At 36.4% G+C, this 19,813-nt stretch carries 18 protein-coding genes; 15 read left to right on the top strand and 3 right to left on the bottom strand.

The window, feature by feature from the left end:
* Nucleotides 1-721 precede the first annotated feature (721 nt).
* Genes hsdR through BMY80_RS09720 form a run of 3 tightly spaced genes read left to right on the top strand, consistent with a single transcriptional unit; the run spans nucleotide 722 to nucleotide 7,105 of the window.
* Nucleotides 722-4,057, top strand: coding sequence for a type I restriction-modification system endonuclease (hsdR, locus tag BMY80_RS09730; RefSeq protein ID WP_093143226.1), 3,336 nt, complete (start codon nucleotides 722-724; stop codon nucleotides 4,055-4,057).
* Between the two features lie 4 nt (nucleotides 4,058-4,061).
* On the top strand, nucleotides 4,062-5,495 hold the full coding sequence (locus BMY80_RS09725) for a class I SAM-dependent DNA methyltransferase (RefSeq protein WP_093143223.1): 1,434 nt from the start codon (nucleotides 4,062-4,064) through the stop codon (nucleotides 5,493-5,495).
* Nucleotides 5,495-7,105, top strand: a complete 1,611-nt coding sequence (locus BMY80_RS09720) for a restriction endonuclease subunit S (protein ID WP_093143221.1) — start codon at nucleotides 5,495-5,497, stop codon at nucleotides 7,103-7,105. The genes BMY80_RS09725 and BMY80_RS09720 overlap by 1 nt, the downstream gene beginning before the upstream one ends.
* Here the strand turns inward: BMY80_RS09720 and BMY80_RS09715 are convergent.
* Entirely contained in the window at nucleotides 7,089-7,652 is a 564-nt protein-coding gene (locus BMY80_RS09715) for a restriction endonuclease subunit S (protein ID WP_093143218.1), read from the bottom strand. The genes BMY80_RS09720 and BMY80_RS09715 overlap by 17 nt on opposite strands.
* Before the next feature lie 76 nt (nucleotides 7,653-7,728).
* On the opposite strand from BMY80_RS09715, the gene BMY80_RS09710 reads away from it, so the two are divergent.
* On the top strand, nucleotides 7,729-8,538 hold the full coding sequence (locus BMY80_RS09710; protein WP_093143216.1) for a tyrosine-type recombinase/integrase: 810 nt from the start codon (nucleotides 7,729-7,731) through the stop codon (nucleotides 8,536-8,538).
* Nucleotides 8,539-8,551: 13 nt separating this feature from the next.
* On the opposite strand, the gene BMY80_RS09705 is transcribed toward BMY80_RS09710, so the two are convergent.
* Nucleotides 8,552-9,760 (bottom strand): restriction endonuclease subunit S, encoded by a 1,209-nt coding sequence (locus tag BMY80_RS09705; RefSeq protein WP_093143213.1) that lies wholly within the window; start codon nucleotides 9,758-9,760, stop codon nucleotides 8,552-8,554.
* A gap of 495 nt (nucleotides 9,761-10,255) precedes the next feature.
* Between BMY80_RS09705 and BMY80_RS09700 the strand changes: the two genes are divergently transcribed.
* Together BMY80_RS09700 and BMY80_RS09695 are read left to right on the top strand one after the other, a co-directional pair.
* Nucleotides 10,256-11,194 carry a GIY-YIG nuclease family protein gene (locus BMY80_RS09700; protein ID WP_093143211.1) on the top strand — a complete coding sequence of 313 codons (939 nt, stop codon included), beginning with the start codon at nucleotides 10,256-10,258 and terminating at the stop codon, nucleotides 11,192-11,194.
* A 394-nt stretch (nucleotides 11,195-11,588) separates the two neighbouring features.
* Nucleotides 11,589-12,947, top strand: coding sequence for a hypothetical protein (locus BMY80_RS09695; protein ID WP_093143208.1), 1,359 nt, complete (start codon nucleotides 11,589-11,591; stop codon nucleotides 12,945-12,947).
* 92 nt (nucleotides 12,948-13,039) lie between these two features.
* Here the strand turns inward: BMY80_RS09695 and BMY80_RS09690 are convergent, their stop codons facing one another.
* Complete coding sequence (locus BMY80_RS09690) at nucleotides 13,040-14,083, bottom strand: DNA polymerase (RefSeq protein ID WP_245730131.1); 1,044 nt, start codon at nucleotides 14,081-14,083, stop codon at nucleotides 13,040-13,042.
* Nucleotides 14,084-14,108: 25 nt separating this feature from the next.
* Here BMY80_RS09690 and BMY80_RS12265 point away from each other — a divergent pair, with 25 nt between their 5' ends.
* From BMY80_RS12265 to BMY80_RS09655, 9 genes are all read left to right on the top strand, one after another.
* Nucleotides 14,109-14,261, top strand: a complete 153-nt coding sequence (locus BMY80_RS12265) for a hypothetical protein (protein ID WP_177178561.1) — start codon at nucleotides 14,109-14,111, stop codon at nucleotides 14,259-14,261.
* Between the two features lie 12 nt (nucleotides 14,262-14,273).
* Nucleotides 14,274-14,753 (top strand): phage tail tube protein, encoded by a 480-nt coding sequence (locus BMY80_RS09685; protein WP_093143206.1) that lies wholly within the window; start codon nucleotides 14,274-14,276, stop codon nucleotides 14,751-14,753.
* Nucleotides 14,753-15,058, top strand: a complete 306-nt coding sequence (locus BMY80_RS09680; RefSeq protein ID WP_093143203.1) for a hypothetical protein — start codon at nucleotides 14,753-14,755, stop codon at nucleotides 15,056-15,058. Before BMY80_RS09685 ends, BMY80_RS09680 begins: the two co-directional genes overlap by 1 nt.
* Before the next feature lie 29 nt (nucleotides 15,059-15,087).
* Nucleotides 15,088-15,285, top strand: a complete 198-nt coding sequence (locus BMY80_RS09675; RefSeq protein WP_093143201.1) for a hypothetical protein — start codon at nucleotides 15,088-15,090, stop codon at nucleotides 15,283-15,285.
* 196 nt (nucleotides 15,286-15,481) lie between these two features.
* Nucleotides 15,482-17,143 (top strand): AAA family ATPase, encoded by a 1,662-nt coding sequence (locus tag BMY80_RS09670; RefSeq protein ID WP_093143198.1) that lies wholly within the window; start codon nucleotides 15,482-15,484, stop codon nucleotides 17,141-17,143.
* 6 nt (nucleotides 17,144-17,149) lie between these two features.
* Complete coding sequence (locus BMY80_RS09665; RefSeq protein ID WP_093143196.1) at nucleotides 17,150-17,809, top strand: tetratricopeptide repeat protein; 660 nt, start codon at nucleotides 17,150-17,152, stop codon at nucleotides 17,807-17,809.
* 75 nt (nucleotides 17,810-17,884) lie between these two features.
* On the top strand, nucleotides 17,885-18,055 hold the full coding sequence (locus BMY80_RS12260) for a hypothetical protein (RefSeq protein ID WP_177178560.1): 171 nt from the start codon (nucleotides 17,885-17,887) through the stop codon (nucleotides 18,053-18,055).
* A gap of 28 nt (nucleotides 18,056-18,083) precedes the next feature.
* Nucleotides 18,084-19,412, top strand: a complete 1,329-nt coding sequence (gene istA, locus BMY80_RS09660) for an IS21 family transposase (protein WP_093143193.1) — start codon at nucleotides 18,084-18,086, stop codon at nucleotides 19,410-19,412.
* Nucleotides 19,406-19,813 (top strand): ATP-binding protein (locus tag BMY80_RS09655; RefSeq protein WP_281242281.1); only part of this gene is annotated, 408 nt, incomplete at its 3' end. The genes istA and BMY80_RS09655, both read left to right, overlap by 7 nt.

The following is a 19,813-nucleotide window of genomic DNA, read 5'->3' as shown; positions in this document are numbered from 1 at the left end:
GTCATCCTTAAACTGCACCTGACCGAATATTTTATCTTCAGACATGCCATAACCTGGTTCAAAAGAGCACAAAGTAAAGTTAGAAGAGTGGACATCCATTCCAATATATATTATCTTATTCATAACGACCTTCATTCAATGTATGTAGTAAATTCATTCAATGTATGCGGTAAATCCGTTTTTGTTTTATTAACGTTTACAGTTTACACGGTAAATCCACGTTTTGCATTCATTCGTGGAGGTCGTTTCATATTGTCTTTTAAAGTCTCAGAATTTGTGGAATTAGACTCAAAATTATATGTGCTAAGTGCGATATTGTGGATTTTCCAAAGAAATGAAAGTTAAAATATTAGATTAGGAGATGTGTTCATCTAAGAGTATGAATAAGGTAGCCCGTAAAAGTTTAATTATTTATGTACGTTTTTTTGTTCTTGTTTGCAACATAAACAGCGCTAAGTTTAGAATGTAATTCTGTTATTACCTAAAGTGCTCCAAAACTATCCAAAAGTGCATTGATTTTTTCCCAGATATGTATTTTTGATATTAAATAGAATATCCTAAAGATTATTTTGTGAAAGAATATTTTTCTAGATAGTGTTTAATCTAAGGATATAAAGAACACAGCTATGCAAATACTCCTGTTTTCATACACTTGAGATTCTGTATTCTCATTAATACTTTGTATTATTTATTTTTCTGTCTGATGCGAGGTAATAGGATTATGAACAATCATAACTTTTCATTTTTCAATAGTTCTTTCCCGTCTCTTGAATTACTCGGTGGAAAGGCTGAAGAATATGTTTTTACAGATCCTAATGCATCAATGATAAAGTCAGGGATGTTGTGCGAAAACATTGTTAATTTAATTCGCTCCATGAATCATCTACCTCCTTTGGCAAAAGATAATGACACCTTCGCAGGCAGAACTGAGCAGCTCTATAAAAATAGCCTTATTTCTGGACAACAGAAACGTCTAATTGATGAGATCAGAAGAATTAGGAATAAAGCTGCACATGAGGGGTTTGAATCAAAACAAACAGCAATCCAAGTCCTTGCAGTGACTTTCGGTATTGCTCAAGATTTCATGTCAGTATTCGTAGATCATAATTATAAATTTTCCGCATTTATTGCACCTATGGAAAATGTAGCAAACAAACAGAATAATACTGTGGTTCAAGCGAATACCATAGCCGACAAACCTGATGCTAACGAAGAAAAATTAATCAAGGCAGATGAAGAAAAAGCTAAAAAAATACCTGCACAAAAGTGTGAGGACATAAAAAAACTTACTATTAAAGCCGAGAACCAAAGACCGAAGTCCGAGGCGGAAACTAGAATATTAATTGATTCTCAGCTTCGAGCGGTAGGATGGGAGGTAGATACAGAAAACATCAGGTACTCCAAGGGGACAAGACCACAAAAAGGAAGAAATTTAGCTATTGCTGAGTGGCCGACAGAGAAAGTCACTGACAAAAGTTCACGTGGTGGTTTTGCAGATTACGCATTGTTTATAGGTGTGAAATTATACGCTTTTATAGAGGCAAAAGCAGAACATCGTGATGTTATGTCTGTTATGGATGATCAATGCAAAGATTACGCAACACATGTTCGAAAAGATGACGAGATGTATATTCTTGGTACTTATGGTAAATATCAAGTACCTTTTGTTTTTGCGACAAATGGGCGACCTTATCTGAAGGAGTATGAACAAAAATCAGGTATTTGGTTTTTAGACCTCAGAGTAGTTAACAGCATCCCAAGAGCCCAAAGAGGTTGGATGAGTCCGATGGGACTTATGGAAGAATTTGAGGGGAATGACTCTAGCATGAAGTCTTTGTTGCGAGAACCATATGATCTCCTCAGCGATCCTAATGGACTAAATTTACGAAAATATCAAATTGAGGCTATCGAAGCAGTAGAAAATAGCATGGCAGAAGGCAAAGATAAGATTCTTCTAGCTATGGCCACAGGCACAGGTAAAACTAGGACAATATTGGGGCTGATATACAGAGTTCTTAAAACAAAAGCATGCAAACGTATTCTCTATCTTGTAGACAGAAACTCACTTGGAGAACAAACATTTGATGTGTTCACGGATGTAAAAATTGAGGATTCAATGTCTTTGAATAGCATCTATAGCATAAATAAATTAAAAGATATAGAGCTAGAAAAAGAAACCAAAGTTCAAGTAGCAACGGTTCAAAGCATGGTTAAAAGAATTCTTTATCATGAATCAGGAGAATCTTCTTTTGATATGCCAGGTGTAAATGACTTTGATATGATAATAATAGATGAGGCTCATCGAGGTTATATTTTAGACAAAGAAATGACCGATGATGAAGTATTGTACAGCAATCAATTGGATTATCAAAGTAAATACCGTTCCGTTGTTGACTATTTTACAGGTATAAAAGTAGCGTTGACCGCCACACCTGCCCTCCACACCACAGAAATTTTTGGAAAGCCAGTATATGTATATTCTTATCGGCAGGCTGTAATAGATGGAAATTTAGTTGATTATGATGCTCCATACATGTTGAAAACTAAATTTAATACAGAGGGTATTCACTACGATAAAAATGAAACGATAGGATTTTATCATCGAGAAACATCAGATTCTGTTGTTTCATTTAACCTACCTGATGAAGTCGATTTTGATGTTGAGGATTTGAACAGAAATGTTATTTCTGAAAGTTTTAACAGAATAGTGTTGGAACAAGTAGCAAAATGTATAGATCCTTCTAGTCCAGACATAGAGGGGAAAACGCTCATTTATGCCGTAAACGATAGACATGCCGATCTAATTGTAAAAATACTAAAGGAAATATATAGTGCTGAAGGTGTTGATAATGATGCCATTATGAAGATTACTGGACAAATAGAGAATGGCGATCAAAAGAAAATTCAACAATTTATAAGAAAATTCAAAACTGAAAAATATCCAAGTATTGTTGTAACAGTAGACTTGCTAACTACAGGTATTGACGTTCCATCCATAACCAAGCTAGTCTTTTTAAGATGCGTAAAGTCAAGAATTTTATACGATCAGATGTTAGGTAGAGCTACACGAAAATGTGACACGATAAAGAAGGATCACTTTGAAATATATGATGCCGTTGGTATTACAGATAGGCTTTCAAAATTGAGTGATATGAAACCTGTTGTAGCTAAACCTAGTATAAGCTTTAAGATGCTTTATAAGAAACTCATAGAGTCAACAGATGATAAAGAAATAAAGTTTTACGTAGAAGCTCTTTTGGCAAAACTTCAAAGAAAAAAATCTAGGATGGATGATCATGCGTTAAAGTTATTTAAAACAATAGCTGGTTTTTCTCCTGATGAGTTTGTAGATCAAGTTAATAAACAAAAAGATGAAGAGTCTAGAAAAGAATTCTTTATAAAGAACGATGAATTGTTCCAAAAAATTGAAGACATCAAAAATAACGATAAACCTGTTTTCATTTCAGAAAAGCAAGATTCTTTTATAGAAAAGGAGCAGTTATACGGTGAAAAATATAAAAAGCCAGAAGATTACCTTGAGGCTTTTAAAAAATACATCAATGATAACGATGAAAATCAATCAATCTTGACAATGATATGTACTAGACCTAGTGATCTTACAAGGAATGACCTAATCACACTTCTCAATAAATTAGAAGTTGAAAAATTTACAAAAAAGCAATTAGTAACAGCCTTACAAAAAGTCAGAAAATCAAATGCAGAAATAAGTGCGGATATAATTACTATTATCAGAAATGTTATCATGAATGAGGAATTTGAAGATCATAAGGTTAAGGTTGAAAGAGCTTTTGAAAAACTTTATTTAGCACATCCAGAATTAGAGAAAAAACAAAAGAATTGGCTTGAGAGATTTAAAAAATATCTACTCAATGATGAAGAAAGCATGCTAAACAAAAACTCAGTGAATGACGATTCTCGTTTTAGGGCTGAGGGTGGGTTCGCAAGAATTGATCACGTAATCTTTTATGATCAACTAGAATGTTACTTCAATGAATTGAACCAGTATTTATTCTACGATAATAGATTGAGAGCATAACATAATGAAAACTTCAGAAATAGTCGCAAAACTATGGAATCTATGTAATGTCCTGAGAGATGATGGTATTACTTATCAGGATTATGTTACTGAGTTGACATATATTTTGTATTTAAAAATGTCTAAAGAAACAAGTAATGAATCTAAAATTCCCGAAGGGTACAGATGGGATGATTTGCTAGCAAGGAAGGAAGATGGAACTGGTTTAAAGAATTTTTATAAACAACTTCTAGATGAACTTGGCAAAGAACAAAGTGGTGTTAAAGATATTTATGCAAAGGCCATATCCAAGATTGAAGAACCGAAAAACCTAGCAAAAATAATAATCAGTATTAATGAACTGGATTGGTTTTCTGCTAAAGAAGAAGGACTCGGAGATCTTTACGAAGGGTTATTGGAAAAAAATGCTAATGAAAAGAAATCTGGGGCCGGACAGTATTTTACTCCAAGGCCATTGATTTATGTAATGACAAATCTGATTAAGCCGCAACCTGGTGAAAAATGTAATGACCCGGCGTGTGGTACATTTGGTTTTATGATTGCCGCTCACCAGTATGTTAAAGAGCGTACCGATAACTTTTATGATTTGGATGTTGATGAATCTGAATTCGAAAGAACTAGAGCTTTTACAGGGTGCGAATTGGTTCCTGAAACTCACAGACTAGCTTTAATGAATGCTAATTTGCATGATATTGATAGTACGATAGTTAGAGGGGATACTCTTTCAGAAGTAGGAAAGAGTTTTAAAGATTTTGATGTTGTATTGAGTAATCCTCCTTTTGGTACTAAAAAAGGAGGTGAACGAGCATTGCGCGATGATTTTACTTATCCTACAAGCAATAAGCAGTTAAACTTTTTACAGCACATATACAGAAGTTTAAATACAAGAGGTAACGCCAGAGCCGCAGTTGTTTTACCGGATAATGTTCTATTTGCGGATGGCGACGGTGAAAAAATCCGTAGGGATTTAATGGAAAAATGTAATCTTCATACTATTCTTCGTTTACCTACAGGGATTTTTTATGCTCAAGGTGTTAAAACAAATGTATTGTTTTTTACCCGAGGCAAAACTGACAAAGGGAATACAAAAGAGGTCTGGATTTATGATCTTCGTTCAGATATGCCTTCATTTGGTAAAACAAATCCTCTAAAAGAAAGTCATTTCGCTGAGTTTATAGAGTGTTATAAAGACGGTGATTTATCATCACGTGTAGAAACTTATAGCGACAGCAATCCAAATGGCAGATGGCGTAAGTTTTCATACGAAGAAATTCTATCTCGAGACAAAACAAGCTTAGACATCACTTGGATAAAGACAGGGATGGATACAGATGATTTTACCCTTAATGAGCTTTTAGAACAGATTAAGGAGAAATCTAACAATATTTCATCTGCGGTAGCTAAACTTGAAAAACTTATAGGGGATATTGAAGAGTAATGGATACTAAAGCATTACGACAGAAAATTTTGGATCTAGCCATCAGAGGCAAGCTTGTTCCTCAGAATCCTAATGATGAACCTGCATCCGTTTTATTGGATAGAATTCGTGCTGAAAAACAGCAGATGGTAAAGGATGGAAAGCTTAAAGCCAAAGATCTAAAGAACGATACAATCATATTTGTTGGTGATGATAATTTGCATTATGAGAAGTTCAATGACGGCTCTATAGAATGTATAGAGAATGAAATACCATTTGCTTTGCCAAAAGGATGGAAATGGACAAGATTTGGTAACATTATCAAATTAATGAGCGGAACGTCTTATCCAATTGAGCAGGAAAAAAGAGAGGGTAAAAAACTTTACGTAAAGGTTGGTGATATGAATTTACCCGAAAACTCTTTCGAAATAGTGACTTCCATGCAATATCTTGATGACTATAGTAGTTCTCACCTGGTTCCACGTAACAGTGTTATCTTCCCCAAACGAGGTGGAGCCATAGCAACAAACAAAAAGAAATTGGTTTTAAGAGAGGAAATAATTGTAGATCTGAATACAATGGCATTTACTCCTATTTCACCTGTATATCTTATGTATTGTTATTATTGGTTTTTATCAATAGATATTAGTGAAATAAACTCAGGAACAAGTATACCTCAAATCAACAATAAAGATATAAACCCATTATTATTTCCGTTACCACCTGTTAAAGAGCAGTATAGAATAGCATCTACTATAGGTACACTGCTTTCACGTATTGATTCAATTAACAAAAATAAAGCGGAATTGAGTCAATTTATTGAGCAAACTAAAACCAAAATTCTTGATCTAGCTATTCGAGGTAAGCTAGTTCCTCAAGATCCTAATGATGAACCTGCGTCTGTCCTTTTAGAGCGTATTCGTAAAGAGAAAGATGAACTCATTAAAGCAGGTAAACTCAAACGAGATAAGCGTGAATCAGTCATCTTCCGTGGTGAAGATAACTCTTATTATGAGAAGTTCAGCGATGGAACTATCAAGTGCATTGATGATGAGCTACCATTCATGTCGCCTAAAAACTGGGTATGGTGTGAATTACAAGATTGTTGTTCCAAAGAGATTAAAAGGGGACGTGCACCGAAGTACGCCGATGAAGGAAATATCCTTGCTTTTGCTCAAAAATGTAATCGGAAGACAGGGGAAATCGACATAAGTACTGCGCTATGGCTTGATAGAGCGTCTACAAATAGGTACAGTACCGATGAGTATATGCTTGATGGCGATATAGTTATCAATTCAACGGGAACTGGAACTCTTGGAAGAATTGGAATCTATCACAATAATGATAATCCTCACCATATCCCGATAGTACCTGATTCACATGTTACAGTTGTGCGCGCTGCAAAAAACATAGAACCTTCATATCTATTCTTTTATTTAAAATTCATGCAAAGAAAAATTGAAGAGATGGGAGAAGGTTCTACAAATCAAAAAGAACTAAAACCATTAACTATCCAGAAGATCAGACTGCCTATTCCTCCATATGAAGAACAGCAAAGAATAGTTAAACTTGTCCATAGCATAACTAGAAAACTATCTTCAATTGAAGAAAGTCTTACTTTAATGCACTAGCAATTTTAGTAATTTGTGTTAACAGTTTTTCAATTTGATATGTGATCCTTTTCTGCTCCGGGAGTGGAGGGATTGGGTATAACCAATTCTCAATATCATCTTTGTTTATAGATGGTGAATTATCACCTTTCATAAACTGATTTAATCCGTTAATTACGTAAGGAGATGTCATTAAATAGAACAGGTATTCTGAAGACAATACTCCGTTTGAATTACAAACATAAAATCCAGTTGAGGCTATACAATCTTTGTGTTTTTCAGAAACTCTAGCTATATTTTGAAGATATGGTCTAACTAGAGAAAATAAAACACTACCTGTGTAAACAGCACGTTTGGCCCGACTGGGAGCATCTGATACATTCAAATGCTTCGGTTTTGTGATTTTATGTTCTCGATTATCAATTGAATCTATGTCTATGTAATCAAAATCAATCCCTGTTGGTATCGTATTTGTCATGTCTGAGAAACAGTCCCTTCCTCGACCCCATACCCAACCGTTAGGTAAATCAAAAGGAATCTTAATCTGCTTTTCAATTGAGCTCCCCATTAACTTCTCATAATAAGAGTCATAACACCTTACGCCTATAATTGCGTAGCAACTTCGCAATCAATAGGAGGTCATCATGGAACAGTTGCATGAATTTAAACGTTATCTGCAAAGTAATAGTTTGGCAGCAAACACAATAGAATCATATGTATGGACTGTCGAGCATTTTTTTGAAAAACACAATAAAGTTTCAGAAAATACTTTGCTTGAATACAAAGGTTATCTGATGGAGAAATTTAGTCCGAAAACAGTTAACCTCCGAATCCAAGGAATAAACAAGTACCTTGCTTTTTCAGGTAAACAAGCGCTTCAATTGAAAGCTGTGAAAATTCAGCAGAAGAACTTTTTGGAAAATGTAATCAGCAACGAAGATTATCAATTTTTGAAGAATAAGTTAAAAGCTGACGGGAATGAATCATGGTATTTTGTTGTATGGTATCTTGCTGCTACGGGGGCGCGAGTCAGTGAACTTGTACAGATTAAGGTGGAACACGTGAACAGTGGTTATTTCGATCTTTACTCCAAAGGAGGAAAACTACGGCGGTTATACATCCCAAAGAAGCTTCAGAAAGAAACCCTGGAATGGTTGAATAATCAAAAACGTTCAACTGGATATTTATTCCTTAACCGATATGGTGAAAGGGTTTCTACCAGAGGAATATCACAACAACTTAAAAATTTCGCCAATAAGTATGGACTTGATCCTAAAGTGGTTTATCCCCATTCATTCCGACACCGTTACGCCAAAAATTTTTTGGAAAAATTCAACGATATAGCCTTGCTCGCAGATCTAATGGGGCATGAAAGTATCGAGACCACTAGAATTTACTTACGGAGAACTGCGAGCGAACAACAAGCTTTGGTGAACAAGATTGTAACCTGGTAAAATTATCGTTCTGTTATTGAACACTGGTTTCAATAACACTTAGATGGGAAAACATGAATTCAATTTGCTTTACTATTCTTTTTTGCTCATTTACGGGCGGCAAAGGAAATATAGCTTTTTTCCCATCGTTCGTTCCTAAACGAGGCATTTTTACTCCATAGGAACATTTATCTGCGTAGCGTAAAAATGTTGGAGACATTAAATAGTAACGAGCATACTCAGGTATTATTTCTGCATGAAATTCCAGTGGAAGAATTTCCGACGTACAATAACCATCTCTATCAGCGAGAACTACTTTATTCAAATATGGACGCAGTTTGCTGTATAAAACTTGCCCTTTATGAAATTTATGCTTAGTGCTAATAGATGGACGATCTGCTTTGCTAACACGAGATATAATTCTGCCTGTATCTTTTTCTATATCTTCAAGATCTAATATCCACGCACTGTTTTCAATTACTGATGATTCCGTATTAATACAATCACCATAGTTACATATTTCTCCAAAGCAACATATTTCCCAATTTGTAGGCAAATTATCGAAAGACCAATCTGTTAAAGGTTCTACAAGTTTTCCGGTTCTCAGATAATAAGAGTTATCCTCACCACGGAATATAACAGATTCTCGTTTATCTCGTTTGAGTTTACCTGCCTTGATGAGTTCTTCCTTTTCGTGTCGTATGCGTTCGAGTAGCTTTGAAGCTGGTTCATCATTAGGATCTTGAGAGACAAGCTTACCACGAATTGCAAGATCTAGAATTTTTGATTTACATTTTAAGAGTAAAGATTTTAGATCTGTTTGCTGCGATTCAATGATATTTGAATACAACTGAAGATTTTTGATCGATTTAATGATTAATTCCTGCTCATTAATTGGAGGAACAGGGATAAGCAATTCTTTCAAAGAAGAACCATTGCAATTTGGCTGACCAACACCAACAGACTTATCTGTAATTTGATTCCAATAACACTTGCTGTTAAAAAAATCATATACATAATCTCGTGATAGCTTTCCAATTACGCGAATTCGAATAAGATATGAAGCGTATACAGAATCGAAAGGAAGCTCTTTAATAAGAAAAGACTTTCCGACTGTTGCCCCCGTTCTCGCAAAGACAATATCTCCGGTCATAAGTCTGTATTGTTCTGGACTTTGTAGAGTCGTAAAAGGTACTTTATCCCATTCAACTTTTCCATCTTGAATATCAGTTATGCGGAGCAATCTATGAGAACCGCTATTTTCCGCAGAATTACTTACACCGTACTGGATATCTGAACACAGTGAACTTAAACGACTCCAACGCCATCCGTTCGGTAATGTGAATGGAATTATATCTTCAATGCAAGTAATAGAACCGTCGCTGAACTTCTCATAATGCAAATTATCAGTACTGAATAAAGAAAAGGCAAGAGGTATTTACAATAACAATTTCTTTCAATAGTTCACAGAAAATAATTACGGAGCATGATAAGTTGTCACCGATATTCAGATTTGCGGTTGGTTATGGTTTATGATTATTACAGAAAAATGGTTAAAAGCTTGAAATAGTTATGGCGATCGCAATTTGTATAGCATGTTTTTATTGATGTCTATCAACACAGGTATTACCGGATTGAATTTTTTATTGTCAAAATACTAAAATGTTGACAATAAAGTATTAAGAGTCTGTTGTTCATAATTCTATAAAGAGTTTACTTTCCAAAGGTGGGTTATCGAATGAGTACAAAAACAAAGACCATTAAAATGCTTCTTTACAGCGGTTCAATAAATGGTGTTATAAATATTTCGAATTCAGCTTGGGAAAGTGGAAAAATGTACGCTGCACCAAGAGATTCAATAGAGGATTTGGTTAGCCGGGCTGATTGTAAGAAATATGGCGTTTATCTTCTACTGTCAGAACAACTTGTTTACGTGGGGCAGGCTAGAGATTTAGAACGCCGTACAAAGCAGCATTTAGCCGATAAAGATTGGTGGTCTCGAGTTATACTGATGACCACTAAAGATGATAGTTTTAATGCTTCTGATATTGATTATCTTGAATCTAGATTGATAGATCTAGCTACTGCAGCGGGTAAATCTGATACAGATAATAAGAAAAGAGGAAATCCTCAAAAAGTTGATGAATTTCGACAGGCTGAACTAGAACAATATTTAGAGGAAGCAATATTTATTCTGGAATTAATAGGGATTAAAGTATTCAAAAAGGATCAAAATACAAATAAAAGAGTAGGTAATAAAAGGAAAAATAATACTTTATCTTCTCACGATAGTTCGACTATTCATTCTTTACAAACAGAGACAACAACAGATACTAATGATGACTTTGAATCTCCATTAGATGAATCAAATATACTTCACCTTATAGGTAATGTAACTGCAAGAGGAAAAATATGTGATGATGGATTCCTCGTGTTAAAAAGCTCCTCTTTTGTGATGAATGAGTGCACCTCATGTAAACCATCAATTGTAAAAATTAGAGATGCGTTATTGCGCGAAGGAAAAGTTAAGAACGGAATATTTACAGTGGATGTAAAATTTTCAAGTCCATCAGCTGCCGCTTCATGTATAAAAGGGTGTCCGGTAAATGGCAGGATTGCATGGCGTTATTCTGACGGAAAAAATATTAAAAACAAGGATGAAGAAGTTAAGGATTAACTCTGAATTAAGTGGAAAATTGAACATATATTCCGTCATAAGTGGCACAATAAATAATTATATCCTTGAGGAATCTGATGCTTTGGGGTTTTAAACCGAAAAGGCTCAAGTAATCAATGGTGGAAAAGATGAAATACGTGTTGTTATTTCATTGTCAACCACGAAATATACATTATTTGATTTAGCTTACAACGATTCTACCTAATATAAATAATCTTTTATGTTGATGGATTTAGCGATATAGTTTATGTGCAAATAATGAGCTGGTGTTTGTGCTTTAAAGTTTTTAATTACTAATATTGTGACTCAGGATTAAGCTATGTCTTATAATTCTCTGTTGCTAAAAAATTTTTGTGTATTTTGAATATTAACTAAAATAAAAAAAGGGGGGGGAATGATTTACATACCAGAATCGGAAAAGATATATTTTGAAAAGACACAACGTTATTTTTCTGAAGTGATAAGTAGTTATTCAGATGGTAGGTACAGATCGGCTGTTGTAATCTTATATTCAGTGGTAATATGTGATTTATTACTAAAACTTAAAGAATTATCTGATGTTTATGATGATAAACAAGCAAATTTAATACTAAGCGAGATCGATGATAATAGACAATCAAAAGATAATTCGATATCAAAATCGAAATGGGAAAAAGATTTAGTTGAAAAAATATACAAACAAACCAATCTTTTAGACGATGCTACTTACACAAACATTTGTCATCTTAAAGATCATAGAAATTTTTGTGCACACCCTTCTTTAAATGAAAATTATGAACTTTTTGAACCCTCAAAAGAAATGGCCATTTGTCACATTAAAAATATGTTAGAAGGTGTTTTAATCAAGCCTCCAATTTTTATTAGTAATGTTCTAGAAATGATGTTGAAGGATCTGGAAGATAAGAAAGAAATTTATATAAATGATAAAGATAAATTTCGGAGTTATGTATCGCGAAAATATTTTCGCTATATGACTAACGACATGAAGAAAAAAATGTTTAGATCTTTTTGGAAATTATGCTTTTGCTTACCAAATGACGAAAAGTGTACATCGAATATTAGACTTAATCTATGGGTTCTAGAATTCTTATATATAGAGATTCATGATATTTGTGATTATATTAAAAGCGAGCGTATGTTTACTCAAATAAGTCCAGATGACGTTAGTTGTACGAGATTATGTGCCTTTCTAGCCCTAAATCCTAAAGCGTACTCAAATCTTGGTAATGAAATCAAAGATATTATTAAATCATTTGTTGAAAAAAATGCCCTAGGAAAACAAATATCATGGTTTGTTGATTGTAATTATAAGAAACATATACAGAAACTAATGTCAGAAAATTTTTATAGCAATATTGACAATATAGTATTTAATTTTATGAAAAAAACTTATGGGGAAATTGGCGAATTATCGATATTTGTTGATTACTGTATTGAGTACTTTAATAGAAGTGAGAATTATTCTCAAGCAGGCCAAAGATACAAATTTGTAATAAGTACGTTGTTAGCTAATATGACTAAAGAGCAATATCTTAAATTAATTTCAGTTATTAATTCTAACAATCAACTTTACGGCAGATATGACGCATACTATGCAAATACAGAAATTGTTTCCTACGCAATATCAAAATTAGGTAATAATTTTGATTTTAATCAATATGAAAATTTTAAGTTTGACTCTACTAAAATATCGACTAACAGTGAAAATAATAATGAAACTTCTGGGGTTTTAAATAACATCTTATCTTCGTAATAAACTAGTTGTCTTACTCTCTGTATTTGTAGTTACTTGAATTTTTGGCCAATTTTATAGGTTTATAATGTTCAGTTTAGAAGAGGAGGACTTTAATCTTTTTTATAGAAAAGAGATATATACCCCGCAGCCTGCAGAATGAGCCCTTCAGCCCAGGGAGGCGTGCGTCCCATAAGTTCACAGACTGCATCAAGGCTCATCTGTGAATCTGCCTCAATGACTACTTCGTCATGTATGTGCATCACGATACTGCAATGGCGTAAGGTCTGCATGGCATAGCAGAGAATGTCTCTGGCGATTGCCTGCACGATGTTTTCCACGAACTTGGGACCGTAGCTTTCAATACGCACCCATTTTTTGGTGGCACCGATGCCTTCATAGGTAACACTCTCACCGCCGAACTGGTTTATGCCGATGCGGGGTTTTACATAGGCAAGCTTTCTGCCTGACGGTAAAGTGATAAAAAACATGCCGCTTCTGCAAGTGAATTTCAGTCCATGCGTTTCAGTGGTTATCCGTTCCTTTATGGTCTTCATGACAGCATTGTCTACTGCCCACCAGAACTTCACTATGTTGGGATTGGAATTACGCCATGCGGTAACCAGGGGCTGGAGTTCATCATCTTTGAGTCCCATCTCCAGAGCTCCCATGGCCTTTAACGCACCGACGCCTCCGCCGTAACCACAGGCGAGTTCCGCTATTTTACCTTTCTGCCTCAAATGCCCATTCACGCCATGCTTCTCAACGGGAACCTTGAACATCTGACTGGCACTCATGCAGTAAATATCACCGCCGTTTTTAAAGAGTTCCATACGCCATTTCTCCCCGGCAAGCCAGGCAATCACCCTGGCTTCAATGGCAGAAAAGTCAGCAACATAAAAGAGCTTTCCCTTAGGTGGAATAAAGGCTGTACGGACAAGCTGAGACAGAGTATCGGGTACATCCTCATAGAGCATTGAAACAGACTCGTAATCACCTGAGCGGACAAGAGCCCGAGCCTGGTCTAAATCACTCATGCTGTTCCTCGCTAGATTCTGAAGCTGTACGATTTTGCTCGAGAACCTCCCGGTACGGTTCGCTCCATAGAATCTGAACAATCCTCTCGCTCGGTTATCTGCGCATACAGCATTCTGCATTGCCTGGTATTTCTTGACGGCAGATTTGGCTAAAAAGAAAGCAAGTCAGCACGGCAGAAAGGTAAAGGGCATCACCGCCCGTCATTTTATGGAAGCGATCCAGCGCAGAGTGGATCAGAACGCAACAGCCATTGTGGTTCAGCAGGTTGAAACCGCCATGGCAGATTTACTGAAATAGGAGATAAGCCAGATGGCACATAAACAGCTTTATGATTATGAACCTAAGGAGCCTGTACTTCTCGGAGGTACACATTCCCAGTTCTCCGCAGACGGAGGTACAACATGGAAAGCTCTCAGGGGAGCGCAAGAAATCGGAGACATCGGTGATATTGCCGAATCAGTGGAATGCACCACCATTGATGATAACCGCAAGATGTATCGCGGAGGACTTAAGGATTCCTCTGAAAAGGAACTCACCATCTACTTTTACGATGACGATGCTGATCAGAAGGCACTCATTGATGCCGCCAAGACACAGCAGACTGTCCGCATCAGACATCAGTGGCCGAACGGTACCATGGCCTCCTACGATCTGAAGCTTCTCGGCTATCAGATTATGTCAGGTTCGGCTGACGGCTTTATGCAGCTTAAGGTTTCCGGCAGACAGGCAAGTGATGTTGTCTGGGCAGATGCCGAGAATGAAGAACAGACAGGAAAGGGAGGTGAATAATGTCTTATCTTGAACAGATCAAGTCACTGAAATTTAAAACAAGTAAGGTTACCATTGACGGAGTGGATTTTTACCTCCGTGAGCTTTCCGGCAAGGCACGTCTCGACTTTGAAGGAGAGAAGGATTTACAGCTTCGTGTCCTTAAGATGATGCACGCATCCCTTTGTGACGCTGACGGGAATCTTACCGAAAAGCCGGAGGACTTCAATGTCTTTATGGAGTCCGTGCCGAACAAGGTGCTGAACGCACTGGTTAACGCCTTCTCGGCTCTCAATATCACCAGTGAGACCAGCTTAAAAAACTAATCCGGGGCAGTTTTGTATTCAGACTGGCGGTGAGAATTGCCCGGGAAATCCACCGCCCAATCTCTGAAGTTCTGGAATATCCCACCACCGAGTTTAACTATTGGGCGGTGGTATTTCAGGAGGAATACTATGAGGCTCATCCGAAGGAAAGATATAAAGCCGGAATGACGGAAAGCGACTGTGCCAGAGAGGTTGAGAAGTTTAAACGAATGATGAACAAACGTTAGCGTTATTGATGTATGACTTATAAATAGATTAAGCTTAAGATAACAGTTGAATTATTTGCTGATACTAGTTAAATTACTGACATATAAACAGTACGGCTAATTGTTCACGGGAAGTTCCGTCCTGTATCACGGATAAAAATTCGGCACTGTGATAAAATGACAGCCGATGATGTTGAGTTTGGGGGAGGTTACAGTCATGGGAAGTATTCTGAATCCTGACAAGGAAAACAGCTTTATAAGACTTGCAAATCGAGAAAATAAGTATTTGTTTGTTGATAAAACTGATTTTATTGAAAAAACCAATAAGCGATTGAATGAAGATAACCGCTTCTTTGCAGTAACCCGTCCCCGTAGATTTGGTAAAACAGTAACAGCTCATATGCTGTCAGCCTACTATTCCAAAGGATATGCCGGTCAAAATATTTTTGATAATCTAAAAATAACGAATAATGAATTTAAAGCCAGTTACGAAAAACACCTCAACAAATACGATGTCATTTATATTGATATGAATACCATTGACGGATTGTTTGACGGCTATTCCAACAAGAAACAGAAGGTAGATGGCGTTAATGATCTGGTTGACTATTTCGAGTATTCAATAATTAAAGAATTAAAATCAAGCAGTGAATTTTCAGAATGTCTTGAAAAGCATCAGATTGAAAATACCGGTCTTTTGGAAACTTTACTTGCGATTACTCAGGATTTGAATACCAAATTCATTTTTATTATGGATGAATGGGACCTGGTGTATCGGGAATATTGTAACGATGAAGTTCTACAGAAAAAATTTATTAAGCTGTTAAAAAATTTGTTTAAGGCTGATGGTGGACAGGTTTGCTTCGCACTTGCATACCTTACGGGTATTCTTCCGATCAAAAAATACAACTCTCAGTCTGCACTCAACGGCTTTGATGAATATAACATGCTTTCCCCGGGAGATTATGCTCCTTACTTTGGTTTTACTGAAGATGAAGTAGCGAATATTGTAAAATCACCTAACTGTAAAGTGTCACATCAGGATTTAAAGGAATGGTACGAGGGTTATAAAATCAAAGGTGTGGATATTTACAACCCTAACTCAGTGTGTAAGGCAGTAACTAGAAATGAATGTATCAGTTACTGGAGCGGAACTTCGTCCAATGAGGAATTTGTACGTTTGATCAATATGGATTTTGACGGCATAAAGGAAGACATCATCAATTTAATCGAAGGTGATGAAGTTACTTTCAGCTGTGCCAATTTCCAGAATGATATGGTAACCATAAAAGATAAAAATGATGTATTCAGTCTTCTGGTATGCCTCGGTTACCTTGGATGTTCAGAAACCAAAAATCAATATCGTAAAGTTGCCTATGTTCCGAATGCTGAAATCAAAGCAGTGCTGATGGATATTGTCAGAGAGCAGAACTGGTATGAACGAATGGAAACCATCAGACGTTCAGAAAACCTGCTCAAAGCTATCAGGGAACTTGACGGAACAACCGTAGCCACAATTATTCAGGATATTCACAATTCCTCAGTAGTATCTCTTCTCGATTACAACGATGAAGAATCTCTCACATACTGCGTGATGACCGGTCTTTTATGGTCAACTCTTGATGATTACAGCTACCATCGTGAGGATCAGGCAGGTAAGGGGCGTGTTGATTTAGTGTATGAGCCGATAACAAGGAGACAGCCTCTTATTCTGATTGAGTTTAAGTATGACGACTCTGCCGAAGAAGCCATTAAGCAGATAAAGGAAAAAGAATATTTCAAACGCTATGCCGGACAGTACAGAAATATCATACTTGTCGGAATAAATTACAGCACCAAGACCAAGGATCACCAGTGCCTGATTGAAAAACTGGATTAAATAGAAATGTATAAAATAATGAAAACTAAAATATTTTGTCTATCATTGTCATTCTGTCTGACGCTATTAAACATTTCACATGCCGGTGATTTTCCAAGATGTGAAGAATTAGCAAATGGGTATTTCAAAAGTTCAACTAACGGCAATGAAGAGCAAATCAATGACAAGGATTTATCATTATGTAGAACGGCATGTAAAGCTAATGATATTTATGGCTGTTTTGTTGTTTTGCATAAAGATCCACACCCAGAACTTGATTCTGATGCATTGCAAGGAAAAATCTGTAATTTGAGTAATTCAAATTTCCCAAACACAAAGTTAATGGGGTACATCTGTTTTGCTTCGGGGTTGGGTATTGCTCTAAATCATAATGAGGTTAAACAGAATTTAGATCTAGCTAAAACATTTATTGAAAAAGCATGTAACACATTTAATGATAGCCGTAGCTGTGAATTTATGGGGCAACTAGAAGAAACTCTCAATAAAGACATTGCAAAAAAATATTATGAAAAAGCCTGTAGCTTAGATGGTATTTCAGGGTGTTATGGTTTAGGTAAATTATACTTCTCCAACGATAAACAGCAGGCCAGGAAATATCTAGAAAAATCATGTGCTAAAGAACAACCTCTTGGATGTCTCTTGTTAGAAGAATTGAACAGACAATAAAATCCCAAAACAAAAACCATTTCCCTTAAAGGATCTCCTAACCGAGATCCTTTTTTCGTTTTTAAGGAACTCAAAATGAACGACAGCACCATCAGGCTTTCTGCCGATACGTCTGCTCTCTCGGATTCACTCTCCAAAATTGCCGAGGAAATGACAGCCATGAAGGACGCTGTTTCCTCCTCTGCTGCGGCTATGGGAGCAAACTTTGATGCATCTGTTAAACGATCGCAAAAGTTGACCACCTAAACGAATAAAAGTTGACCACCTATAAATTATGAAACAAATAGATAATGGAGTGGTCATGAAAAGATCTAAAAAACATAAAATATCGGAATATCGTATAAAAGAAAATGGGTATTCCAGAATGTTTGATTCAATATTTCAAAATCAGATCCATGAACTTTCTAAACAAGGAAAGTCTATCAGGGATATAGCCAGAAAATTGGGAATTTCAAGGCAATCTGTTCGCAAATACATGAACGGAACCCCAAAGTACAAGGCTCCGGTACAGGACAGCTTTAATAACTATCTGAAGATCAACAGAGAAACAATTAAAGAGCTGTTTCTCGAGATGAATGGACACTGTGTACCTCTGCTGAGAAAACTTAAGGAATCATATGATGGCAGTGCTAATTTACGAGGGTTACAGATTTTCTGCAAACAGTTTAGAAAGGAACTGAAGAATCGTGGCAAATCAATTCCCTGCCGCTATGAAACCCAACCTGGTGAGCACTTGCAGATAGATTTTGGAGAACAGGATGTGATGATAGGCGGGAGTAATGTCAGGATTCACTTTTTTGTTAGTGTTCTCGGTTATTCGAGAAGAATTTACGTAAAGGCGTTTACGGCAGAAAATACTGAAGCATGGCTTAATGGAATTGAGAATGCTTTTAGACATTTCGGAGGAGTTCCTCTGGCAATAGTCTCAGATAATACAAAATGTCTGGTTACAGTACACAACAGCGGTGAGCTTAGATTTAATGAAAGGTATAAGGCATTCTGCCATTATTGGAATGTTAAGCCTATCGCGTGTACGCCATATAAACCACGCTCTAAAGGTAAATGTGAACGTATGGTAAGGTATTTCAAGGAAAATGCACTACCGGGCAGAAACTTTGATTCTCTTGAGGACTTACAGAAGTGGATAGATTTATGGTTGGTGAAATACTCAGACGTAAGGAAACTTTCACTGGTTCATACCTCCGGCATACAAGCTGAAACCCCGGCAGAAAGATTTACACAAAAGGAACGATCTGAACTCAGGACTGTTGACAGAGTATTTTTTACAAACATACGTGAGGAAACCAGAAAGGCAGACAAGTGTGGCCTTATCCGCGTCGAGAACAGATTGTATAAACTACCAGAGCAGTACTCCAATCAAAGCGTATTTATTCAGATAACAGACACAGAAATCATCTTCCACGATGATGATAATAAAGTTATCAGAATAGATAAGGCCACTTCCTTTTATACTGCAAAATTGCAGGAAAAATCAACCATTAAAATTTTTAATGACGTTAGTCCCGATTATGAAACGTGGGGGCAGAACAGCCTGTCACGTTCACTCGATGAGTATGCAAAAGTTACTGGAGGCGCATGGTAATGGCATCTGATAACAATCTTGTTGCTATGGCTGACAGGCTGAATCTGACTTTCTGCAGAGATCACATTGAGGAAATTATCAGTGAAACTACAAACAGCAGAATGAATCCAAGAGAAATTTTGCAGTTTGTCTTTAGTCGTGAGATTAGCCGTCGTGAGGAAAACAGAATAAGGATTGGAACTATGGCAGCCCATTTTCCTCGCAAGTGTACCCTTGAGGAGTTTGACTTCTCGGTGCAGCCTTGTATCGATACTGCTGTCATTCGGGAACTTAAAACGCTGTCCTGGGCTGGCAGTGGCTCTAATATTCTCTTTCTTGGACCTCCAGGAGTAGGCAAAACACATCTGGCCATTGGATTCGGTCTGCTAGCCGTAGAACAAGGATACTCAGTACTTTTTAAA

Origin of the sequence: Ruminobacter amylophilus (assembly GCF_900115655.1) — a bacterium.
GTDB classification, from domain to species: domain Bacteria; phylum Pseudomonadota; class Gammaproteobacteria; order Enterobacterales; family Succinivibrionaceae; genus Ruminobacter; species Ruminobacter amylophilus.
The sequence above is the reverse complement of the archived record's forward strand: the minus strand, read 5'-3'. Positions and strand labels throughout refer to the sequence as shown.

What these genes read in the sequence shown, in the direction of transcription:
- hsdR (WP_093143226.1), top strand. Translation starts at nt 722, where the DNA reads ATGAACAATCATAACTTTTCATTTTTCAATAGTTCTTTCCCGTCTCTT.
- BMY80_RS09725 (WP_093143223.1), top strand. Translation starts at nt 4,062, where the DNA reads ATGAAAACTTCAGAAATAGTCGCAAAACTATGGAATCTATGTAATGTC.
- BMY80_RS09720 (WP_093143221.1), top strand. Translation starts at nt 5,495, where the DNA reads ATGGATACTAAAGCATTACGACAGAAAATTTTGGATCTAGCCATCAGA.
- BMY80_RS09715 (WP_093143218.1), bottom strand. Translation starts at nt 7,652, where the DNA reads ATGGGGAGCTCAATTGAAAAGCAGATTAAGATTCCTTTTGATTTACCT.
- BMY80_RS09710 (WP_093143216.1), top strand. Translation starts at nt 7,729, where the DNA reads ATGGAACAGTTGCATGAATTTAAACGTTATCTGCAAAGTAATAGTTTG.
- BMY80_RS09700 (WP_093143211.1), top strand. Translation starts at nt 10,256, where the DNA reads ATGAGTACAAAAACAAAGACCATTAAAATGCTTCTTTACAGCGGTTCA.
- BMY80_RS09695 (WP_093143208.1), top strand. Translation starts at nt 11,589, where the DNA reads ATGATTTACATACCAGAATCGGAAAAGATATATTTTGAAAAGACACAA.
- BMY80_RS09690 (WP_245730131.1), bottom strand. Translation starts at nt 14,083, where the DNA reads ATGCAGAATGCTGTATGCGCAGATAACCGAGCGAGAGGATTGTTCAGA.
- BMY80_RS09685 (WP_093143206.1), top strand. Translation starts at nt 14,274, where the DNA reads ATGGCACATAAACAGCTTTATGATTATGAACCTAAGGAGCCTGTACTT.
- BMY80_RS09680 (WP_093143203.1), top strand. Translation starts at nt 14,753, where the DNA reads ATGTCTTATCTTGAACAGATCAAGTCACTGAAATTTAAAACAAGTAAG.
- BMY80_RS09670 (WP_093143198.1), top strand. Translation starts at nt 15,482, where the DNA reads ATGGGAAGTATTCTGAATCCTGACAAGGAAAACAGCTTTATAAGACTT.
- BMY80_RS09665 (WP_093143196.1), top strand. Translation starts at nt 17,150, where the DNA reads ATGTATAAAATAATGAAAACTAAAATATTTTGTCTATCATTGTCATTC.
- BMY80_RS12260 (WP_177178560.1), top strand. Translation starts at nt 17,885, where the DNA reads ATGAACGACAGCACCATCAGGCTTTCTGCCGATACGTCTGCTCTCTCG.
- istA (WP_093143193.1), top strand. Translation starts at nt 18,084, where the DNA reads ATGAAACAAATAGATAATGGAGTGGTCATGAAAAGATCTAAAAAACAT.